This is a genomic window from Brachyspira aalborgi, assembly GCF_008016455.1.
Lineage (GTDB): Bacteria > Spirochaetota > Brachyspiria > Brachyspirales > Brachyspiraceae > Brachyspira > Brachyspira aalborgi.
In genome coordinates this window covers 2,193,193-2,209,879 of record NZ_SAXU01000001.1, presented here as the reverse complement: position 1 = coordinate 2,209,879, position 16,687 = coordinate 2,193,193, and the positions used below count along the sequence as shown (strand labels likewise).

General features: G+C 26.7%; 16 protein-coding genes and 1 tRNA gene. 9 read left to right on the top strand and 8 right to left on the bottom strand.

Annotated features, from left to right (window positions below):
- Positions 1 to 28: 28 nt before the first annotated feature.
- Genes EPJ79_RS09980 through EPJ79_RS09970 form a run of 3 tightly spaced genes read right to left on the bottom strand, consistent with a single transcriptional unit; the run spans position 29 to position 2,897 of the window.
- On the bottom strand, positions 29 to 1,444 hold the full coding sequence (locus EPJ79_RS09980; protein ID WP_147739383.1) for a ferrodoxin: 1,416 nt from the start codon (positions 1,442 to 1,444) through the stop codon (positions 29 to 31).
- Positions 1,441 to 2,628, bottom strand: coding sequence for an NADH-ubiquinone oxidoreductase-F iron-sulfur binding region domain-containing protein (locus tag EPJ79_RS09975; RefSeq protein WP_147739382.1), 1,188 nt, complete (start codon positions 2,626 to 2,628; stop codon positions 1,441 to 1,443). Before EPJ79_RS09975 ends, EPJ79_RS09980 begins: the two co-directional genes overlap by 4 nt.
- The gene (locus EPJ79_RS09970) at positions 2,625 to 2,897 is read right to left on the bottom strand and encodes an NAD(P)H-dependent oxidoreductase subunit E (RefSeq protein ID WP_147527659.1); all 273 of its coding nucleotides are present in this window, start codon (positions 2,895 to 2,897) and stop codon (positions 2,625 to 2,627) included. Before EPJ79_RS09970 ends, EPJ79_RS09975 begins: the two co-directional genes overlap by 4 nt.
- 539 nt (positions 2,898 to 3,436) lie before the next feature.
- Between EPJ79_RS09970 and EPJ79_RS09965 the strand changes: the two genes are divergently transcribed.
- From EPJ79_RS09965 to EPJ79_RS09950, 4 genes are all read left to right on the top strand, one after another.
- Positions 3,437 to 4,726, top strand: coding sequence for an O-acetylhomoserine aminocarboxypropyltransferase/cysteine synthase family protein (locus EPJ79_RS09965; RefSeq protein ID WP_147739381.1), 1,290 nt, complete (start codon positions 3,437 to 3,439; stop codon positions 4,724 to 4,726).
- Positions 4,727 to 4,873: 147 nt separating this feature from the next.
- A complete protein-coding gene (locus tag EPJ79_RS09960) occupies positions 4,874 to 5,611 on the top strand; it encodes a cyclase family protein (protein ID WP_147739380.1) in 738 nt (245 codons plus the stop codon).
- A 241-nt stretch (positions 5,612 to 5,852) separates the two neighbouring features.
- Positions 5,853 to 7,274, top strand: a complete 1,422-nt coding sequence (gene cysS, locus EPJ79_RS09955) for a cysteine--tRNA ligase (protein ID WP_147739379.1) — start codon at positions 5,853 to 5,855, stop codon at positions 7,272 to 7,274.
- A gap of 10 nt (positions 7,275 to 7,284) precedes the next feature.
- A complete protein-coding gene (locus EPJ79_RS09950; RefSeq protein WP_147546676.1) occupies positions 7,285 to 8,148 on the top strand; it encodes a ribonuclease H-like domain-containing protein in 864 nt (287 codons plus the stop codon).
- On the opposite strand, the gene EPJ79_RS09945 is transcribed toward EPJ79_RS09950, so the two are convergent.
- A complete protein-coding gene (locus tag EPJ79_RS09945) occupies positions 8,149 to 9,300 on the bottom strand; it encodes an iron-containing alcohol dehydrogenase (RefSeq protein ID WP_147739378.1) in 1,152 nt (383 codons plus the stop codon).
- 138 nt (positions 9,301 to 9,438) lie between these two features.
- Between EPJ79_RS09945 and pyrR the strand changes: the two genes are divergently transcribed.
- On the top strand, positions 9,439 to 9,966 hold the full coding sequence (gene pyrR, locus EPJ79_RS09940) for a bifunctional pyr operon transcriptional regulator/uracil phosphoribosyltransferase PyrR (protein ID WP_147527526.1): 528 nt from the start codon (positions 9,439 to 9,441) through the stop codon (positions 9,964 to 9,966).
- A gap of 4 nt (positions 9,967 to 9,970) precedes the next feature.
- On the opposite strand, the gene EPJ79_RS09935 is transcribed toward pyrR, so the two are convergent.
- The 4 genes from EPJ79_RS09935 to EPJ79_RS09920 all read right to left on the bottom strand — a co-directional run bounded on the left by EPJ79_RS09935 (position 9,971) and on the right by EPJ79_RS09920 (position 14,134).
- On the bottom strand, positions 9,971 to 12,703 hold the full coding sequence (locus EPJ79_RS09935) for a hypothetical protein (RefSeq protein WP_147739377.1): 2,733 nt from the start codon (positions 12,701 to 12,703) through the stop codon (positions 9,971 to 9,973).
- Positions 12,704 to 12,706: 3 nt separating this feature from the next.
- Entirely contained in the window at positions 12,707 to 12,895 is a 189-nt protein-coding gene (locus EPJ79_RS11850) for a hypothetical protein (RefSeq protein ID WP_244289099.1), read from the bottom strand.
- 164 nt (positions 12,896 to 13,059) lie between these two features.
- Positions 13,060 to 13,608 carry a 16S rRNA (guanine(966)-N(2))-methyltransferase RsmD gene (gene rsmD, locus EPJ79_RS09925; protein ID WP_147739375.1) on the bottom strand — a complete coding sequence of 183 codons (549 nt, stop codon included), beginning with the start codon at positions 13,606 to 13,608 and terminating at the stop codon, positions 13,060 to 13,062.
- Between the two features lie 337 nt (positions 13,609 to 13,945).
- Positions 13,946 to 14,134: a hypothetical protein gene (locus EPJ79_RS09920; protein ID WP_147739374.1), complete on the bottom strand. Its 189-nt coding sequence runs from the start codon at positions 14,132 to 14,134 to the stop codon at positions 13,946 to 13,948.
- A gap of 192 nt (positions 14,135 to 14,326) precedes the next feature.
- Between EPJ79_RS09920 and EPJ79_RS09915 the strand changes: the two genes are divergently transcribed.
- From EPJ79_RS09915 to EPJ79_RS09900, 4 genes are all read left to right on the top strand, one after another.
- A tRNA-Leu gene (locus EPJ79_RS09915) sits at positions 14,327 to 14,411 on the top strand.
- 31 nt (positions 14,412 to 14,442) lie between these two features.
- Positions 14,443 to 14,643: a hypothetical protein gene (locus EPJ79_RS09910; RefSeq protein WP_147527500.1), complete on the top strand. Its 201-nt coding sequence runs from the start codon at positions 14,443 to 14,445 to the stop codon at positions 14,641 to 14,643.
- Entirely contained in the window at positions 14,644 to 15,630 is a 987-nt protein-coding gene (locus tag EPJ79_RS09905; RefSeq protein WP_147739373.1) for a vWA domain-containing protein, read from the top strand.
- Between the two features lie 347 nt (positions 15,631 to 15,977).
- Positions 15,978 to 16,607 (top strand): lactate utilization protein, encoded by a 630-nt coding sequence (locus EPJ79_RS09900; protein WP_147739372.1) that lies wholly within the window; start codon positions 15,978 to 15,980, stop codon positions 16,605 to 16,607.
- Positions 16,608 to 16,687 lie beyond the last annotated feature (80 nt).

The window sequence follows — 16,687 nt, the reverse complement described above, 5'->3', positions numbered from 1 at the left end:
AATCTATATATTATTATATACGAAATTATTATAAATACAAATACTTTATTAAATCTCTTAAGTTAAGTCTGTTCTTATCTTTATTCAAAAAAGAGTTAATTTCTTTTAATTTTCCGTATTTATCGATATAATTTCCGCTAAATTCTCCAAGCCCCGCTATCGGAAAAGCTATATAAGAATTATAAGCCAAAGCCGATAAGGTTGGAGTAAATAATATATAATTTCTTTTATTTTTTTGAATGAAAGATATTATCTCTTCGTTATTGTCGTCTAAAGAATCTCCTAAAATAATAAACTTTTTATAATAATTAAAATCTATATTTTCTCCGTTAATATATTTTAATTCTCTTTTTAATTCTTCTATTGAATATTTATTTATATTTGTATAATTATCTTTTATAACATTTGAATCTGTGGCTATACGATTTTTTTTATAATATAATTTTGTTATTCCCAAATAACTTGCTAGTTCGTTAAAAGCTTTTATATCTTCAAGCGGATACAAAGAGGACGCTATAGCCAAATAAGAATTGTCGTTAATATCGCTTATAAATTCTCTATATAATTCTTTAGCTTTTTCAAAATCGTTTTCAACTCCGTTTATTAATGGATATTTTAATTTATCGTTTGAATAATAATCCATTTTTCTTCCATAATCGCATAAACCAAATTTTTTTCCCGAAATTGATTTTATATCGTTTATATTTTCTTTATTATGCAAATATTCTATATCGCATAAAGAATTGCATCCAATACAAAAACTTTGAACGCTTTCTATAGAATTATTATTAGAATTTATTTTATTTTTTCTTTCCGCATAAAACACATTTGTTGGACATAAATCGGTTATTATAGAATTATATCCGTTTATTGTTTTATAATTATCGCATAGTCCGCAATAAATGCATCTGTCATAATCGGCTTTTATATAATCGGGCAAATTAAAAGTTTTAACTATATTTTTTATTTCTTCAATAAATTTATTATCAATAATTTTTTCTTCGTTATTTTCTAAATTATTTTTTTCGTTTATATTATATAAATCAAAATATTTTTTTAACTTGCATTTATAATCTACTTCGCAATTTGAACATATAGGTTTATGGCTATATGATATTGAATTTAAAAGCGATTTTCTATAAGAAATAATCTCTTCATCTTCGCTTATAATATCCATTCCGTTTTCAACTATTTCATTGCATGCATATTTGAAACTATAAGAATCTTCATTTTTTCTTTTTATCTTTACAATACATAATTTGCAATTTAATTTATTTTCTTCCGTTATGAAAGATAAATTTTTATTTTCCGCGTTATTTATATTGTCAAATCGAAAGTCGCATAAATTAGGAATATCTATTTTCAAATACGATAATGCTTTAAGTATCGTCCAACCTTTTTGCGAATATATATCTTTTCCGTCAACAGTAATTTTTATAATCATATAATATCCGTTTTATTTATAAAGCTATATAAAGTAATTTTTTTTTCTATAGCGTATAAAAACTCATAATTAAATTTTTCTATAGTTTGCAATATGCAATTTGTAAGATTTCTTATATATAAACATGAAGAACCTTTTATTATCATATTTAAAGTATTTTTTAAATCTATTAAATCGGAATTATCGGACTTGCCTAAAATTATTTTATTTAAATAATATTCGCATAAATTAAAACCGAAACCGCAAGGCATACATTTTTTGCATGATATATTTTTAGCAAATTGAATTATTTTAAGCGAAACTCTTATAATGCATCTATTCTCGCTTATAAAACATATTCCTCCGTTTCCGATTTTTATATTTAAATTATTAAAGTCGTTATAATCCAAAGAGATATTTAATAAACTTTCAATATCCATTGGCGGATTCAAAAAACCGTTTGTAAATACGCATTTTATATCATAATCTTTAGGCGCATTTCCTGCAATTCTTATAATATCGTTAAATGAATTCGATAATTCAAATTCGTATAAATTAGGAATGTTAATATCTCCAGAAAGCGAAAGCAAAATAGAGCCTTTAAAATTTCCTTCGCCATATTTTTTAAAATTATCTTTTCCAATATGCGTAAAATATCCAAATTGAGTTATAGTTTCCAAATCAAAAATATAATTTTTATTTTCTAAAAATGGAATAGTTATTTTTTCTTTATAATTATCATAATAAGAATTTTCATCGTATATGTTTATGTTAATTTCATTGTTAATATAATAAATATCTTCAATTTCGGCTAAAGCTTTTATTAAAATATTTTTTTCTTCGTTATAATAACTTCTCAATATTATATCGATATTTTTTATATTTAAAATTTTTGATAAAAATATTGCAGAATCTAAAATAAGATAAGGATTATTTTTAAGTAAAAATTTATCTTTGAATACTAGATAATCGATTGAATAACCGTTTATTATTAAAGTTTCTTCGTTTTCTTTTTTAGAAATAATAATATCATAAAGCGATTTTTGATAAGCGTCTCTTGTAAATATCGGATATTCTTTTAAATCTGAAATTATATTATTATAATTTTCAATTTTAATTTTAGAATAAAGAAAGTCTCCGAAATAATCTTTAAATGTTTGAATATTATCTATAATATTTTCGTTATAAAGAACATATCTTTTCATCTTTTTCTTATATGTATCGCTTCTATATATTTAACGATATTATCAAAAGAACAGTTATTAAATTCCATTCCGTTAATTATTACCGAAACTGCATTTTTGCAATTATGCATACATTCTACCTCTTTTAAGAGCATACCGTCAAACGATGGGATTCCAATTTTCAAATCATAATGTTTTCTTATAGATTCTAAAATTGCATAAGAACCTTTCATACAACAATGAAGCCCCACGCATACTTCTATTACCGTTTGCATATTATTTGTTTCCATAAAACCAAAATATAAAAACTCTAAATAAGAGATGAAAATTATTTTAAGAAATATATTATTTCTTTTTATGCCTATTTTTGCGTAAACGCTTTTTTCGTTTATGCGTAGCCATCTTTTGACGAAGTCTTTTTCTTCCTGAAGGCATATACACTCCTGATTTTCTAATTTTAATTTGGATTTTTATTATATCATTTTAATAAATTTATTTCAAGTAAATTTTATAGATATTAATTAAATTTTTTTAAAATAAATCGTTGACATTTTTTTTAAATAATGTATAATTTATCCAATTAATTAATCAATCAAAGAAAAATATAAAAGAAGGAGGAATATTTATGATTAAAAATTTGTTTAATTTATCAAATATTGCATCCTGCAAATTTTATTTTTCTTTCGCTTTTTCTATGATGATGCGCGTTGTTGCGCGCTAATATTCTATTTTAACAATTTTTATATATTTAAAGGCTTTAAGTTGAGATTTTAATTTAAATCTCTTTGGTTCATTAATTTATAATTTTAAAATTTTAAGGAGAAAAACAATGGCAAATTTACCAAACAATAATTTTACGACAAATACTTTATCGCTTCATGCGGGATACGAATACGATAGACAGAGAACTTTAAGCGTTCCAATCTATCAAAGCACGGCTTATAGTTTTGAAAACGCCGAACAAGCTGCGGCTAGGTTCAGTTTAGAGGAATTGGGAAATATATATTCCCGTCTTACCAATCCAACCGTAGATATGCTTGCAAAAAGAATTGCGGCTGTAGAAGGCGGGGCTTTCGGAGTCGCTACTGCAAGCGGAAGTTCGGCTGTATTCTATTCTTTAGTTAATCTTGCGCAAAACGGAGATAATATAGCCTATTCAAATAAAATTTACGGAGGCTCTCAAACTTTGCTCGTTCATGTTTTGAAAAGATTCGGAATAGAAGGAAGAGTTTTTGATATAGACAATTTAAGCAGTCTTGAAAAAATTATAGACGATAAAACTAAAGCTATATTCTTTGAAAGTCTTTCAAATCCTCAAATAGCGATAGCGGATGTTGAAACCATAACTGATATAGCGAAAAAACATAAAATAGTTACAATTTGCGATAACACTGTTGCAACGCCTATATTATTTCGTCCTTTCGATTTCGGAGTAGATGTTTCCGTTCATAGCTTAACTAAATATATAAACGGACATGGAAGCGGACTCGGAGGAGCGGTTATAGAAAGAGAAGGATTAAACGAACTTATTAAGGATAATTCTCGTTATCCAGCTTTTAACACTCCAGATGAAAGTTATCATGGTTTGATTTATGCAAATCTTCCTCTTCCTATTTTTAGTATAAGAATATTAATAGAATGGCTTAGAAATATCGGAGCTTCTTTAAGCCCGCAAAACGCTTGGATTCATTTTCAAGGTTTGGAAACTTTGGAATTGAGAATTCAAAAACATAGCGACAGTGCTTTGGAAATAGCAAAATTTTTGGAATCTCATAAAAAAGTTAAAGAGGTTAACTATCCAGGTTTAACTTCGAGTCCTTATCATAATCTTTTGAAAAAATATTTTAAGGATTCAAGAGCGAGCGGACTTTTAAGTTTCGAGGCTCAAAGTTATGAAGAGGCTAAAAAGATATGCAACAGTTTGACTCTATATTCAATAACGGCGAATATTGGCGATTCAAAATCTTTAGTTATTCATCCAGCTTCAACTACGCATTCTCAATTAAGCGAGTCGGAGTTGAAATCTGCGGGAATAACGCCGAATACAGTTCGTTTGAGCATAGGTTTGGAAACCGTTTCAGACTTGATAGCGGATTTGAAAAAAGCTATTGAAAAGTAAACAAAAAAAATATTTAAGAATTAGTCATTGCGAGATTTAATAAGAATGCATTATAATCAGCTATAAATTGATTTTTTCGACTTTATCTTGCAATGACGATTTATAATTAAATTTTAATTAAACTAAATAAAAAAAGGAGAAAAAATTATGAGCGATATTATAAAAGCTTTAGAAACTTTAAAAGAAAATAAATGGATAGATTTAACTCATAATGTTAATTCATCTATTCCTAAATTCGGCGCTTTTCCAAATTTAAATATTGAAACTCTTTATACGATTGAAAAGGACGGTTTTTTTGTAGGCAGAGTTTCTTTTGTTACTCAATACGGAACGCATATTGACGCTCCGATTCATTTTAGCGAAAATAAAAGAACTTTGGAACAGTTAGGATTAAAGGAATTGGTTTTACCGCTTTTTGTTATAAATAAAGAAAAAGAGGTTGAAAATAATCCAGATTTTATTTTAACCGCCGAAGATATTTTAAATTGGGAGAAAGAAAACGGAAAAATAGAAAAAGATTCTTTTGTAGCGTTTGCAAGCGGTTGGAGTAAGAGATGGGGAAAATCCGATTTCTATAATAAAGATTCAAACGGAGTAGCTCATACGCCAGGTTGGAGTATAGAAGCTTTAGATTTAATTCTAAATAAAAGAGGAGCTTTAGCTATAGGACATGAAACTTTGGATACCGATGCGAGTATAGACATTATAAAAAATAATTTTCTTTTAAGCGAAAAATTTGTTTTAGATACAAATAAATATCAAGTTGAAGTTTTAAATAATCTTAATCTTCTGCCTGCAAAAGGCGGAGTTATTTTTATAGGCGTTCCTAAATTTGATAAACTTCCTGGTTTCCCCGTTAGAGCTTTTGCTATAATTCCTAATTAATAAATGAAAAATAAAAAGAGGTTTCAATAATCGAAGCCTCTTTTTAAAATTTAATAAACTAAAATAAATCAATAATTTTAATATCAATAATTACAAAACATTACTTAAAATAGCAATAGAAATAGAAAATAAATTTATTTAAAAATATCAAAAGATTATTAATTTCTATATTGACAAATAAAGCCTTTTAAGTAAAATATAAAGAATATTAAATTTCTATTTATTAAACGGAATAATTTATATGCATGAAATAATATTTTATAATTCATTAACGAGAAAAAAAGAATTATTTAAACCTATAAACGATAAAAAAGTTGGCATGTATTCTTGCGGTCCCACGGTTTATAATTACGCTCATATAGGAAATTTTAGAGCTTATATTTTTAGCGATTTGGTTAGAAGAGTATTGGAAGATTTTGGCTACGAAGTAAAATTGGCTATGAATTTAACCGATGTTGACGATAAAACTATTAAAAACTCAAAAGAAAATAATATTTCGTTAAACGAATATACAAAAAAATATAAAGACGCTTTTTTTGAAGATATTAAAACTTTGAAAATAAAACCTGCAAATTTTTATCCTTCCGCTACCGAACATATAAAAGAAATGATAGAGATTATAGAATTATTGAAAGAAAACGGACATACTTACGAGGCGGACGGTTCTACTTATTTTAAGATTAGCACATTTAATAAATACGGAGAGCTTGCAAATTTAGATAAACAAGAATTGCTTGAAGGAGCTTCGGGAAGAGTTTCTACTGACGAATACGATAAAGAAAACGCTAGCGATTTTGTTTTATGGAAAGCTTATACTAAAGAAGACGGCGATGTTTATTGGGATTCTCCGTTTGGAAAAGGAAGACCTGGTTGGCATATAGAATGTTCGGCTATGAGCAGTAAATATTTGGGAAAGCATTTCGATATTCACACTGGAGGAATCGACAATAAATTTCCGCACCATGAAAACGAGATTGCTCAAAATGAAGCGGCTTTTAAAGAAAAATTTGTTAATTATTGGCTTCATTGCGAACATTTGGTAGTTGATGGAGAGAAAATGTCAAAATCGAAAGGAAATTTCTACACTTTAAGAGATTTGCTTGATAAAGGTTTATCTCCCGAAGCGATAAGATATTCGCTTATGAGCGCGCATTATAGAAAACAATTAAATTTTACAATCGAAGGAATAAATCAATCTCAAAATGCAATCAACAGAGTTAATGATTTAATTTTTAGATTGAAAGATATTGATAATTCAAACGATAATGAAATAAATAAAAATATATTAAAAGAAATTGAAGAAAGTAATGAAAAATTTTCAGAAGCGATATATAACGATTTGAATATTTCAGAGGCTTTAGGAATATTTTTTACTTTAGTTAAAAATATAAACACTTCTTTTTATTTTATAAATAACGAATCTAGGAATAGAATAATTAAATTTATAGAAAGAGTTAATAATATAATAAACTGCTTTAATATGAAAGGCGAAAGCGAAGTTTCAAATATGTACGAAGAAGAAATTAATAAACTTATTGAAGAGAGAAGCGCCGCTAAAAAAGAAAAAAATTATAAAAAAGCTGATGAAATAAGAAATAATCTTTTGTCTATGGGTATAGAAATAATGGATACTCCTCAAGGGGTTAAATGGAAAAGGAAATAAAATATAAGTAATGGATTTGATAAAGAGAACATTTCAACATATAAAAGGAATAAATCCGAAAAAAGAAAAATTATTATGGGAAGAAGGCGTTTTTGATTGGCAGGACGCTATTGAAAAAATAGATTATTACGCTATGCCTAAAAGCATAAAAGAATCTTTAAAAGAAGAATTGCCCGAATCGATATATAATTTTAATTCTAAAAATTATAATTATTTTATAAAAAAATTTCCTCCTTCAATCATTTATAGATTATATCCTTTGCTTTCAAATGAAACCGTTTTTTTAGATATAGAAACTACGGGAATAAAACCTTCAAACGCTCATATTACTGTTATCGGTTGTTATGACGGAAAAGAAATGAAAGTTTTTGTTCATGGAATAAACGAAAAGGAATTTTTAGATTATATTAAAGATTATTCTATAATTGTTACTTTTAACGGTTCTTGTTTTGATATTCCTTTTTTGGAAAGATATTTTGAAACAAATATAAACTGCGCTCAAATAGATTTGCGTTTTTTACTTAAAGAGCTTGGTTATAGCGGAGGATTAAAAAAGATAGAGCATGATGTCGGGCTTTCTAGAGGAGACGATATGGAAGGAGTAAACGGCTACACGGCGGTTTTGCTTTGGAATTATTATAAAGATACAAAAGATAAAACGGCTATAGATTCTTTAATTCATTATAACCTTTTAGACACAATTAATTTGGAGCATCTTTTATGTCTCGCTTATAATAAATATGCCGATATGTATAAAACTAAACTTTTAGAATATAGAACTTTACCGATTATAGAAAGCTATAAACCGAATAAAAAACTTATAGATTATTTGCATAAAAATCCATACAAATACGCGCCTAAAAGCGAAAGTTAATTAATAAGCTTGTTCTAATATATTTATTATAGATTCTTTACTCATAGCTCTTGGCAATTTATCCATACCGCTATAAGTTAAAGCAAGTTCCGCCACTTTATCGAATTTATTTCTGTCTATATTAAGTTCGTTTAACTTCATTGGTAGATTAATATCTTGTTGTATTCTCTTTATATATTGTCCAGCTTGAATTCCTATTTCTATAGGCGTCATTTCTTTATCGATATTTTCTATAAAATCCGCCAATACATTATATTTTTTAGGAGCGGATGCCATATAATATTCCATAACATAAGGAAGAAGTATAGAGCAAACTATAGATTTATTTACAGAATAAACGCTATTAATCGCTATCGATAAAGCCCTCATAGCTCCGAAATTTCCATTACAAGAAGCGGCTGCGCATGTAATATTCGATATAGCCATATAACCTATATTGTCGACATTTGCACTGTCCGTTATTAATTTATTTATTCCCGATATGCTTGTTTTCATTGCGTATTTTATTAAAGGCTCGTTTATAATATTTAAACTATTGCTCATATAAACATCGAAAGATAATGCAAAAACCGATAATGCGCTGCTTATAGAATATTTTACGGGAACGGTTTCATAAAGAGTCGGGTCTATAATGCAATCTTTAACATAAATATTTGAATCTGCGCATTCTTTATAAACTTCGTCATATTTGTCATATAAATACATTCCTAAAGTCATTTCGGATAAAGAACCTAATATTGTAGGAATTGATATTATAGGCAAAGGTTTATGATATACGGGTTGTCCGTTCACATAATCGGAAGATTCTCCGCTATTTGTTACGACTACGGAAGCTCCTTTAGCGGCATTTTGCACCTTAAAACCGCCAACCGCGACTATGCAATCCGCTTTGCTGTATCTAACTAAATTTGCAATTATATCGGCTGCATCGCTTGAATTAGTAGAAGTTATTTCAGAATAAACCATAGAGTTAATAAAATTATCGTTTAATTTATTTACTATTTGGTCTATCAAACCTATTTGATTAAAAGAATTTCCGTCTGTAGCTATTATAACTCTGCCTCCGTATTTCTTTATAACTTCAGACAAAGAGTCAAGCGAATTAGCGCCGAATATTATTTTAGTCGGTATTTTAAATTCTATTATATCCATTTTCAAAAACAATCTTTATTTATATAATATATTATATTTTCGGAATTTAGATTGTTAATTTTTAATATCATATTGATTTTTTTATCTTTAAAAATTATAATCAAAAATGTTATATAAATTTTTAAGGAGAAATAAATAATGAGAGTTTTACTGAAATCGGAAGAGTATGATAAAGTTCTTCCAAGATTGGCTGCGGAAGTTATAGAAAAAGAAAATATTGACAAATTGGCAATTATAGGAATAAGAAGAAGAGGCGATTATTTGGGAATAAGATTAAAAAAACTTATAGAAGAAAAAGTTAATATAGATTTGCCGATTGGAGCTATAGATATTAATTTATATAGAGACGATTTATCTACGCTTTCGGAATTTCCCGAAATAAAAGAAACCGACATTCCATTTGATATAACGGGAAAAAGTATTTTATTAGTTGACGATGTTCTATATACGGGAAGAACTATAAGAGCGGCTTTGAACGCGTTATTTGATTATGGAAGACCTAAAAGAGTTTCTTTGCTCGTTTTGGTTGATAGATTTGGAAGAGAATTGCCGATATCTTCAAATTATACGGGCTTGGCTTTAAATGTGCCTGAAGACCAATATATCTCCGTTAGAATAAAAGAATTGGAAGGAGAGGATATAGTTCTGTTAAAGGACAGAAATTAATTTATTATTCGCCGAATTTTCTAAAAAGAGCAGAATAAATATCGTAAAATTCCGTTTTAGAAAATTCATTTAAATTATCTTGAGGCAATTTATCGACTATATTTTTAAAATACGAAAATAATTTTCTAAATTTACCAATATCGCTTTCGGATAAAAGCAAATCATGTTTTAAAGAATATTCTTCATTATTAAGTTGGTCTTCGTTTTCAAATAATTTTTCGGCTAAATCCAAATCCATTTGAGTTATCTCGCCGTCAAAATCGTCTTTGCTAACCGATTTATTAACTTGCTCGCTAATTAAAACGGATTCGTTATCGTCTTTATTCAAGCTAAACTCCTCTTCAACTTTAACATTTAAATCAATGTTTTTTTTTTCAGATTCGTATAATTCTTTTTCTTCAGACATTGTATTCTCCTTGACTTTTAAAAGTTCATCATCGTCTATAGAATCGAAAGAATCTACAGATTTTGAATCGTTATTTACATTAAAGTCGTTTTTTTTTAATATGTTTTCGTTATTTATAGAGATAAGTTCAATTCCTTTCTCTTGTTCTTTTCCTAAAATAAAATTTTCTAATATATTAAAATCATTCTCGTCAATTTCTTCAATATCGTTTAAGTTTAATTCTTTTAATATAATGCTGTCATAATCTATCGTATCTTCATAATATTGATTTTTATTTTTTTTTAATATATCGTCTACAATATTTTCTTCTTCTTCGCTTAATTCTCCGCTTATTTCCACTTTATTTGAAAGCATTTCTTTTTTGTATTCGTCCATTAAACTTTTAGCTATATTTTCACTATCTTCAATATCGTCAATCAATTCTAAATCTTCGCCCAAATAAGCTTTATACATTTCCTCTTCTTCAACGCTTAATTTATCGGTTATTTCTAAATTATTTAATGGAAATTCATTTTCAATATTTTCTTCTAAAATTTCTTCTTCAATTATTAAATCGCCCGTATCTTCAATCAAATTTAAATCTTCGCCTAAATAACTTTTATACATTTCCTCTTCTTCGGCGCTTAATTTATAGTTTATTTCTTCTTCAATTATAGGAGCAATATTTTCTTTTGCAATTTCTATATTTTCAATTTTATTCTCAATTATTTCTTCTTGTTTATTCTCTTCTTTAATTTTATTATTTTCTTCTTCGATAGATTTTATATAATCTTCATGTAATTTCTTATATTTATTTATATAATAATTAGTTTTCTCTTCTTCTTTTATATCCTCCGTTATATTTTCAATAATTTCGTTATCGTTTTTTTTTATTTCCTCTTCTTTTGTATCGTTTTCATTTTCAACTAAATTTAAATCTTCGCCTAAATAATTTTTATACATTTCCTCTTCTTCGGCGCTTAATTTATCCGATATATCTAAATCATTTAATGCAGATTTATTTTCAATATTTTCTTGAATTGCTTCTTCAATTACAGGGGCGACATTTTCTTTTGAAGTTTCTATATTTTCAATTTTATTCTCAACTATTTCTTCTTGTTTATTCTCTTCTTTAATTTTATTATTTTCTTCTTCGATAGACTTTATATAATCTTCATGTAACTTCTTATATTTATTTATATAATAATTAGTTTTATCTTCTTCTTTTATATCTTCCGTTATATTTTCAATAATTTCGTTATCGTTTTTTGTTTCCTCTTCTTTTTCTTTAGAAATTAATTTATCATTTAATTCTTCTTGTTTATTCTCTTCTTTAATTTTATTATTTTCTTCTTCAATAGACTTTATATAATCTTCATGCAACTTCTTATATTTATTTATATAATAATCCGTTCTTTTCTGCTCTTCCTCTTCTGCATTTATATTATTATTTATATCGTTTATATTTTCAGAACTATTTTCTATTGGTTGTTCTTCTAAGAAAAAATTATCTTTTCTCATATTTTCATCCGATACTTTTATAATATTTTCTTCATTTTCATTGTTTTTTTTTTCATTATCCATTTCAGAAATCGAAACGGAATAATTTATATCCTCGCTTATATCATTATCTTTAGTTATCAAATCTAATTCGTTTCCTGATAACTCTATTATCTCATCCTCGCTATCGCTTTCGTTAATGTAATTGCTCTCGTCTATATAATCTATACTGTCTATTGAAGGCACAATAACCTCCTTATCGTTATACTCTAAAATTTCATTTTCTTTTTTTAAATTATCCTCTTCTAGTAAATCAATTTCTTTAACTTTATCGTAATCCGATTTTTCAAATTCTTTTTCTATATTATCTAATTCTTCATTATTCTCTATATTAGAATTTTCGGAATTAATTTTATAAATTTCTTCACTCTCGTTATTTTTTTTATTTTCAAAAATGGCATCTTCCAAATTAAAATCATCTATGTCTTCAATACCAATTAAATCGCTATCTTTTAAGGCTACAGTTTCTTCCAAATCTCCATATAAATTATTTTCTTCTTCAGTATATGCATCGTTTAAATTATTTTCATTATCCGCTATATTTTCCGTTTCGTTAATCGCATTATTTTCAATAATTTCATTAATATCAATATTTTCATTTTGTTTATCAACTATTTCGTTTGAATTAATATTATTTATATTTATATATTTATTTATATCATCGTTCTTATCAATCAAAATTGCAGGAAATTCCTTTTCGTTAATTTCAATATTTTTATTTAGCAGATTATCAAGTTTATATTCGTCTATTGAAATATTTTTATCAAAAACGCTCTCAAAATCTTTTTTCATAATTTACTTCTCTTCAAAATTCTTTCTTATGATTGAATATCTATTCGGTATATTAATTATAATATCTTCGGTTATTGGCATATTATAATCAAAGCCTTCGGGCAAATATCCGCCGTCTTTAATTCCGCCCGCAGTTTCTAAAACTTCAGCGAACGATATTCCGTATTTGCAAAAGTATGTTCCAGAATTCATAACCGCTCCTTTAACGGTAATATTAATATACTTTTCTTCCGCATTTGTATTAATCCGAAATATTTTAATTGCAATTCCAAATAAGAATACAAATAAAATAAAACATAAACAAATTAGTCTCTCCCGCATAATTTTAGTATATCATTATTTTAATATAATATCAATTATAAATTTCTTTTCTCAAAAATTATTAAAACTGTCTCGCCATAGATTTTTATATCGCATTTTATATTATTAAAATTTTCCACAAATTTTTTATAATATTCGTATCCCAATTCTACTATTAAATATCCGTTTTCGTTTAATAAATTTCTTTCTATTATTAACGATATTACAGAATTGTAAATTTTTGAATTATAAGGCGGGTCAAAATAAATTATATCAAATTTTTCATTTGTTCTTTTTGCAAAATCTTCGGCGGAGATTCTTTTTATTTTATATTTTTTACTTTCATCTTCAAAAATATTTTTCGCGTTAGTAAATATATTTTTAATAGCTTCTCTGTCTATCTCGATAAAAATGCAATATTTTGCCTCTCTGCTTAAAGCCTCAAAACCTATAGCGCCGCTACCCGAACATAAATCTAAAAATATTTTATCTTTAACTTCGATTATATTAAATAAAGCCTCTCTAACTTTGCTTTGAGTAGGTCTAAAATCTCTTTTCGGAGTAATTATTTTTTTATTTTTTTTATAACCTGAAATAATATGCATAATGAGTAAATTATAATAGAATATTTTTATTTGTCAAAATCTTTGTTTTTTTCTATAAATAAAGCAAGATTAATGGTTCTTTTTTCTTGTTAGAACAAAGAACAGAAATTTTTTCTCGCTTTTCTAAAAGCCTAATAAAACAAAGGCGCTCACTCAATTTGAAAGAATTCCTTTTTAGAATATACAAAATTTTACAAATTTATTAACTTAATTTCTACTTGCTGGTATAAACAAGAAATGACACCAAGTAGTATCGCCTCTATCAGTGAATTTTACATATCTTCCAAATTTAAGATATTTTTTGAATTTATTATTTAAAAACGGTTTAAAAGTATTTTTAATTTTTTATGAACCAAAAAAGCCCTTCTGAAAAATGATTTTCTTCTATATCGGATGCATTACTAATTGGCTTATTTTGTAAATTCAATCTTGAAAATTGATGTAAAGTGCATCCTTTAAAATAGCTTTTTATCATATCAAATGTATATACTCTATGAGCGTTATACTGAATAAAAGATTTGTTCATTATCGGCAAAGATATAAAAATATTTCCTTTCTTTTTTGAAAGATATAATTTAATAAAAATTATGATAACTTTATTAATCCATAAAATTTGAATATGAAATTATTATTTTAAAATTTATTAATTATTATATGAATTATGATAAAATAAATTTGCTTTTTTTATAATAACATTGTATAATTTTTTAATTGATTGGCTCGGATGATGGAATTGGTAGACATAGCAGATTTAAAATCTGCTGGTCCTTGCGACCGTGCCGGTTCGATTCCGGCTCCGAGCAAAAAATAAAATATAAAAATCATTAAAAAAATATGGTAAATAATAGCGATAAAATTTCAAAAAAGAACGGCATTATTTTAGCGATAGGACTTATTATATTCGCTTTAAGTTTTCTTTTTATATTTATGGTTGGAAAAAGTCCCGAAGGTTTTATGGGATTTTTAGCTCCTTTCACAATGTTAGTTGGAATTATATTAATAGTTATAGGATTTTTATATAAAGCGGATTCTTAAATGATATTTGTCAATCCAAAATTTTTATTTATATTATTTGCAATTCCCGTTATAATTTTCTTATATATAAAAACTAGAAAAAATCATTCGTATTCTATAAAACATCCGAGAGTTAGTATGTCTAAAGTTTTAAAATCTAAATACTATGTTAAAGATATCCCTTTCGCTTTAATAATAATCGCTCTTTTTTTAAGTATCATAGCTTTGGCAAGACCCGTTAAAGTTGAGCATTTGTCAGATATAAATGGAGAAGGAATATATATTTCTTTAGTTGTCGATGTTTCGCCTTCAATGATGGCGGAAGATATGAGTCCTACAAGATTAGAAGCTTCAAAAAGAACTATGATTGATTTTATAAAAAAAAGAAATTTCGATAAAATAAGTTTAGTCGCTTTTGCTTTAAGGGCTTCGGTTTTACTTCCCGCGACTTTTGATTATAACGCTTTAGAAAATGAAATTAAAAAAATAGAAATAGACGAAGAAGGTTCGACTTCAATCGGACTTGGAATTGCAACCGCAGTAGATATGTTGAGAAATATTAAAAACGATAACGAAAAAATTATTATACTTTTAACTGACGGAGAAAATAATTCGGGCGAAATTGACCCAAAATTAGCTTCCGAGATAGCGTCAAATTTCAACATAAAAATATATACAATAGGAATTGGAGATGCGGCTGGAAGTAGCGCTTGGGTTACATATAATGACCCCGATTACGGCAGAAGAAGAATAAGAGCGGATTTTACTTTAAACGAAGAAGCTTTAATAAATATCGCATCCTTAACGGGCGGAAAATATTTTAACGCCAAAACGGGAGCGGCGCTTGAAAATGTTTATAACACGATAGACAGAATAGAAAAAAAACCGATATTAGACGATAATTTAATTCAATACAAAGAATTGTATAAACCTTTTATAATAATCGCTTTAATATGTTTATGTTTAAGTATAATCCTTTCAAGCACAAGGTTTTTGATTATACCTTAATAAAAAATAATGCTTGTCTGCGGTAAAAGATAGAAGTTAATTCTTTATTATAAAGAAATTCAAAATTTTCTGTTTCTTTCTAAAAATCGTCATTGCTAGCGATAGCGCGACAAGTCGGTTAGAAGACAATCAATCCGCTATTAAAAAATTTATTAAAGAAATCAAATTTTTAAAATTAAATTTTTTAAATATGCTTTATCGTAATGACAAAAAATTTTAATAACAATATGACTTTTGCTATTTGCCCCTTTACAAGTCTTTTTAAATGACAACGCTTTTTTATATTGAATTTTTAATTATTTATAATATCATAAATTATAATTAATTATTAAATGAAGGATTATATTATGACAGTTCAAGAAGAATATTTTAAAAATTTAAGCGATATTTTAAGAAAGAATTTTAAAAGAAAAGGTTTCGCTTTCAATAGTTTTTCAAATAAAGAAGAAGCTAAAAAATTTGTCTTATCGAAAATAAAAAAAGAAGATATTATTACATTCGGCGGAAGTTCTTCTGTTAATCAAATGGGAATATTGGAAGATTTGAAAGGCTATAAAAATTTTGTCGATAGAAATAAAAAAGAATTAAAAACGGACGCGGAAATAAAGGCTTTTAGTTCAGATGTTTATTTATGTTCGGCAAACGCTATAAGCAAAAACGGAGATGTTATTGAAATAGACGGTTCGGGAAATAGAACGGCTGCGGTTATTTACGGACCTAAAAAAGTATTTTTAATTGTTGGAAAAAATAAATTGGCAAATACCGAAAAAGAAGCTTTGAAAAGAGCGAAAGATATTGCGGCGGCTCAAAATTCAATAAGATTTAAAGTGGATAATCCATGCGCGGTTGGAGATATGATTTGCAAAGATAATTGCGAAATCGATAAAAGAATGTGCGCTTATACGGTTATAATAAATAAATGCCATATAAAAGATAGAATTCATATAATATTTATTAACGAAGAATTGGGATTTTAAAAAAATTTGATTAACAACGGGTTGCAACCCATTGTTTGAAATTGATTTTTATGTCTATTCATAATATAATTTAATCCAAT

What these genes read in the sequence shown, in the direction of transcription:
- EPJ79_RS11850 (WP_244289099.1), bottom strand. Translation starts at nt 12,895, where the DNA reads ATGAATTCTGGAACATACTTTTGCAAATACGGAATATCGTTCGCTGAA.
- cysS (WP_147739379.1), top strand. Translation starts at nt 5,853, where the DNA reads ATGCATGAAATAATATTTTATAATTCATTAACGAGAAAAAAAGAATTA.
- pyrR (WP_147527526.1), top strand. Translation starts at nt 9,439, where the DNA reads ATGAGAGTTTTACTGAAATCGGAAGAGTATGATAAAGTTCTTCCAAGA.
- EPJ79_RS09905 (WP_147739373.1), top strand. Translation starts at nt 14,644, where the DNA reads ATGATATTTGTCAATCCAAAATTTTTATTTATATTATTTGCAATTCCC.
- EPJ79_RS09970 (WP_147527659.1), bottom strand. Translation starts at nt 2,897, where the DNA reads ATGGAAACAAATAATATGCAAACGGTAATAGAAGTATGCGTGGGGCTT.
- EPJ79_RS09975 (WP_147739382.1), bottom strand. Translation starts at nt 2,628, where the DNA reads ATGAAAAGATATGTTCTTTATAACGAAAATATTATAGATAATATTCAA.
- EPJ79_RS09920 (WP_147739374.1), bottom strand. Translation starts at nt 14,134, where the DNA reads ATGAACAAATCTTTTATTCAGTATAACGCTCATAGAGTATATACATTT.
- EPJ79_RS09980 (WP_147739383.1), bottom strand. Translation starts at nt 1,444, where the DNA reads ATGATTATAAAAATTACTGTTGACGGAAAAGATATATATTCGCAAAAA.
- rsmD (WP_147739375.1), bottom strand. Translation starts at nt 13,608, where the DNA reads ATGCATATTATTTCAGGTTATAAAAAAAATAAAAAAATAATTACTCCG.
- EPJ79_RS09900 (WP_147739372.1), top strand. Translation starts at nt 15,978, where the DNA reads ATGACAGTTCAAGAAGAATATTTTAAAAATTTAAGCGATATTTTAAGA.
- EPJ79_RS09960 (WP_147739380.1), top strand. Translation starts at nt 4,874, where the DNA reads ATGAGCGATATTATAAAAGCTTTAGAAACTTTAAAAGAAAATAAATGG.
- EPJ79_RS09965 (WP_147739381.1), top strand. Translation starts at nt 3,437, where the DNA reads ATGGCAAATTTACCAAACAATAATTTTACGACAAATACTTTATCGCTT.
- EPJ79_RS09910 (WP_147527500.1), top strand. Translation starts at nt 14,443, where the DNA reads ATGGTAAATAATAGCGATAAAATTTCAAAAAAGAACGGCATTATTTTA.
- EPJ79_RS09935 (WP_147739377.1), bottom strand. Translation starts at nt 12,703, where the DNA reads ATGAAAAAAGATTTTGAGAGCGTTTTTGATAAAAATATTTCAATAGAC.
- EPJ79_RS09945 (WP_147739378.1), bottom strand. Translation starts at nt 9,300, where the DNA reads ATGGATATAATAGAATTTAAAATACCGACTAAAATAATATTCGGCGCT.
- EPJ79_RS09950 (WP_147546676.1), top strand. Translation starts at nt 7,285, where the DNA reads ATGGATTTGATAAAGAGAACATTTCAACATATAAAAGGAATAAATCCG.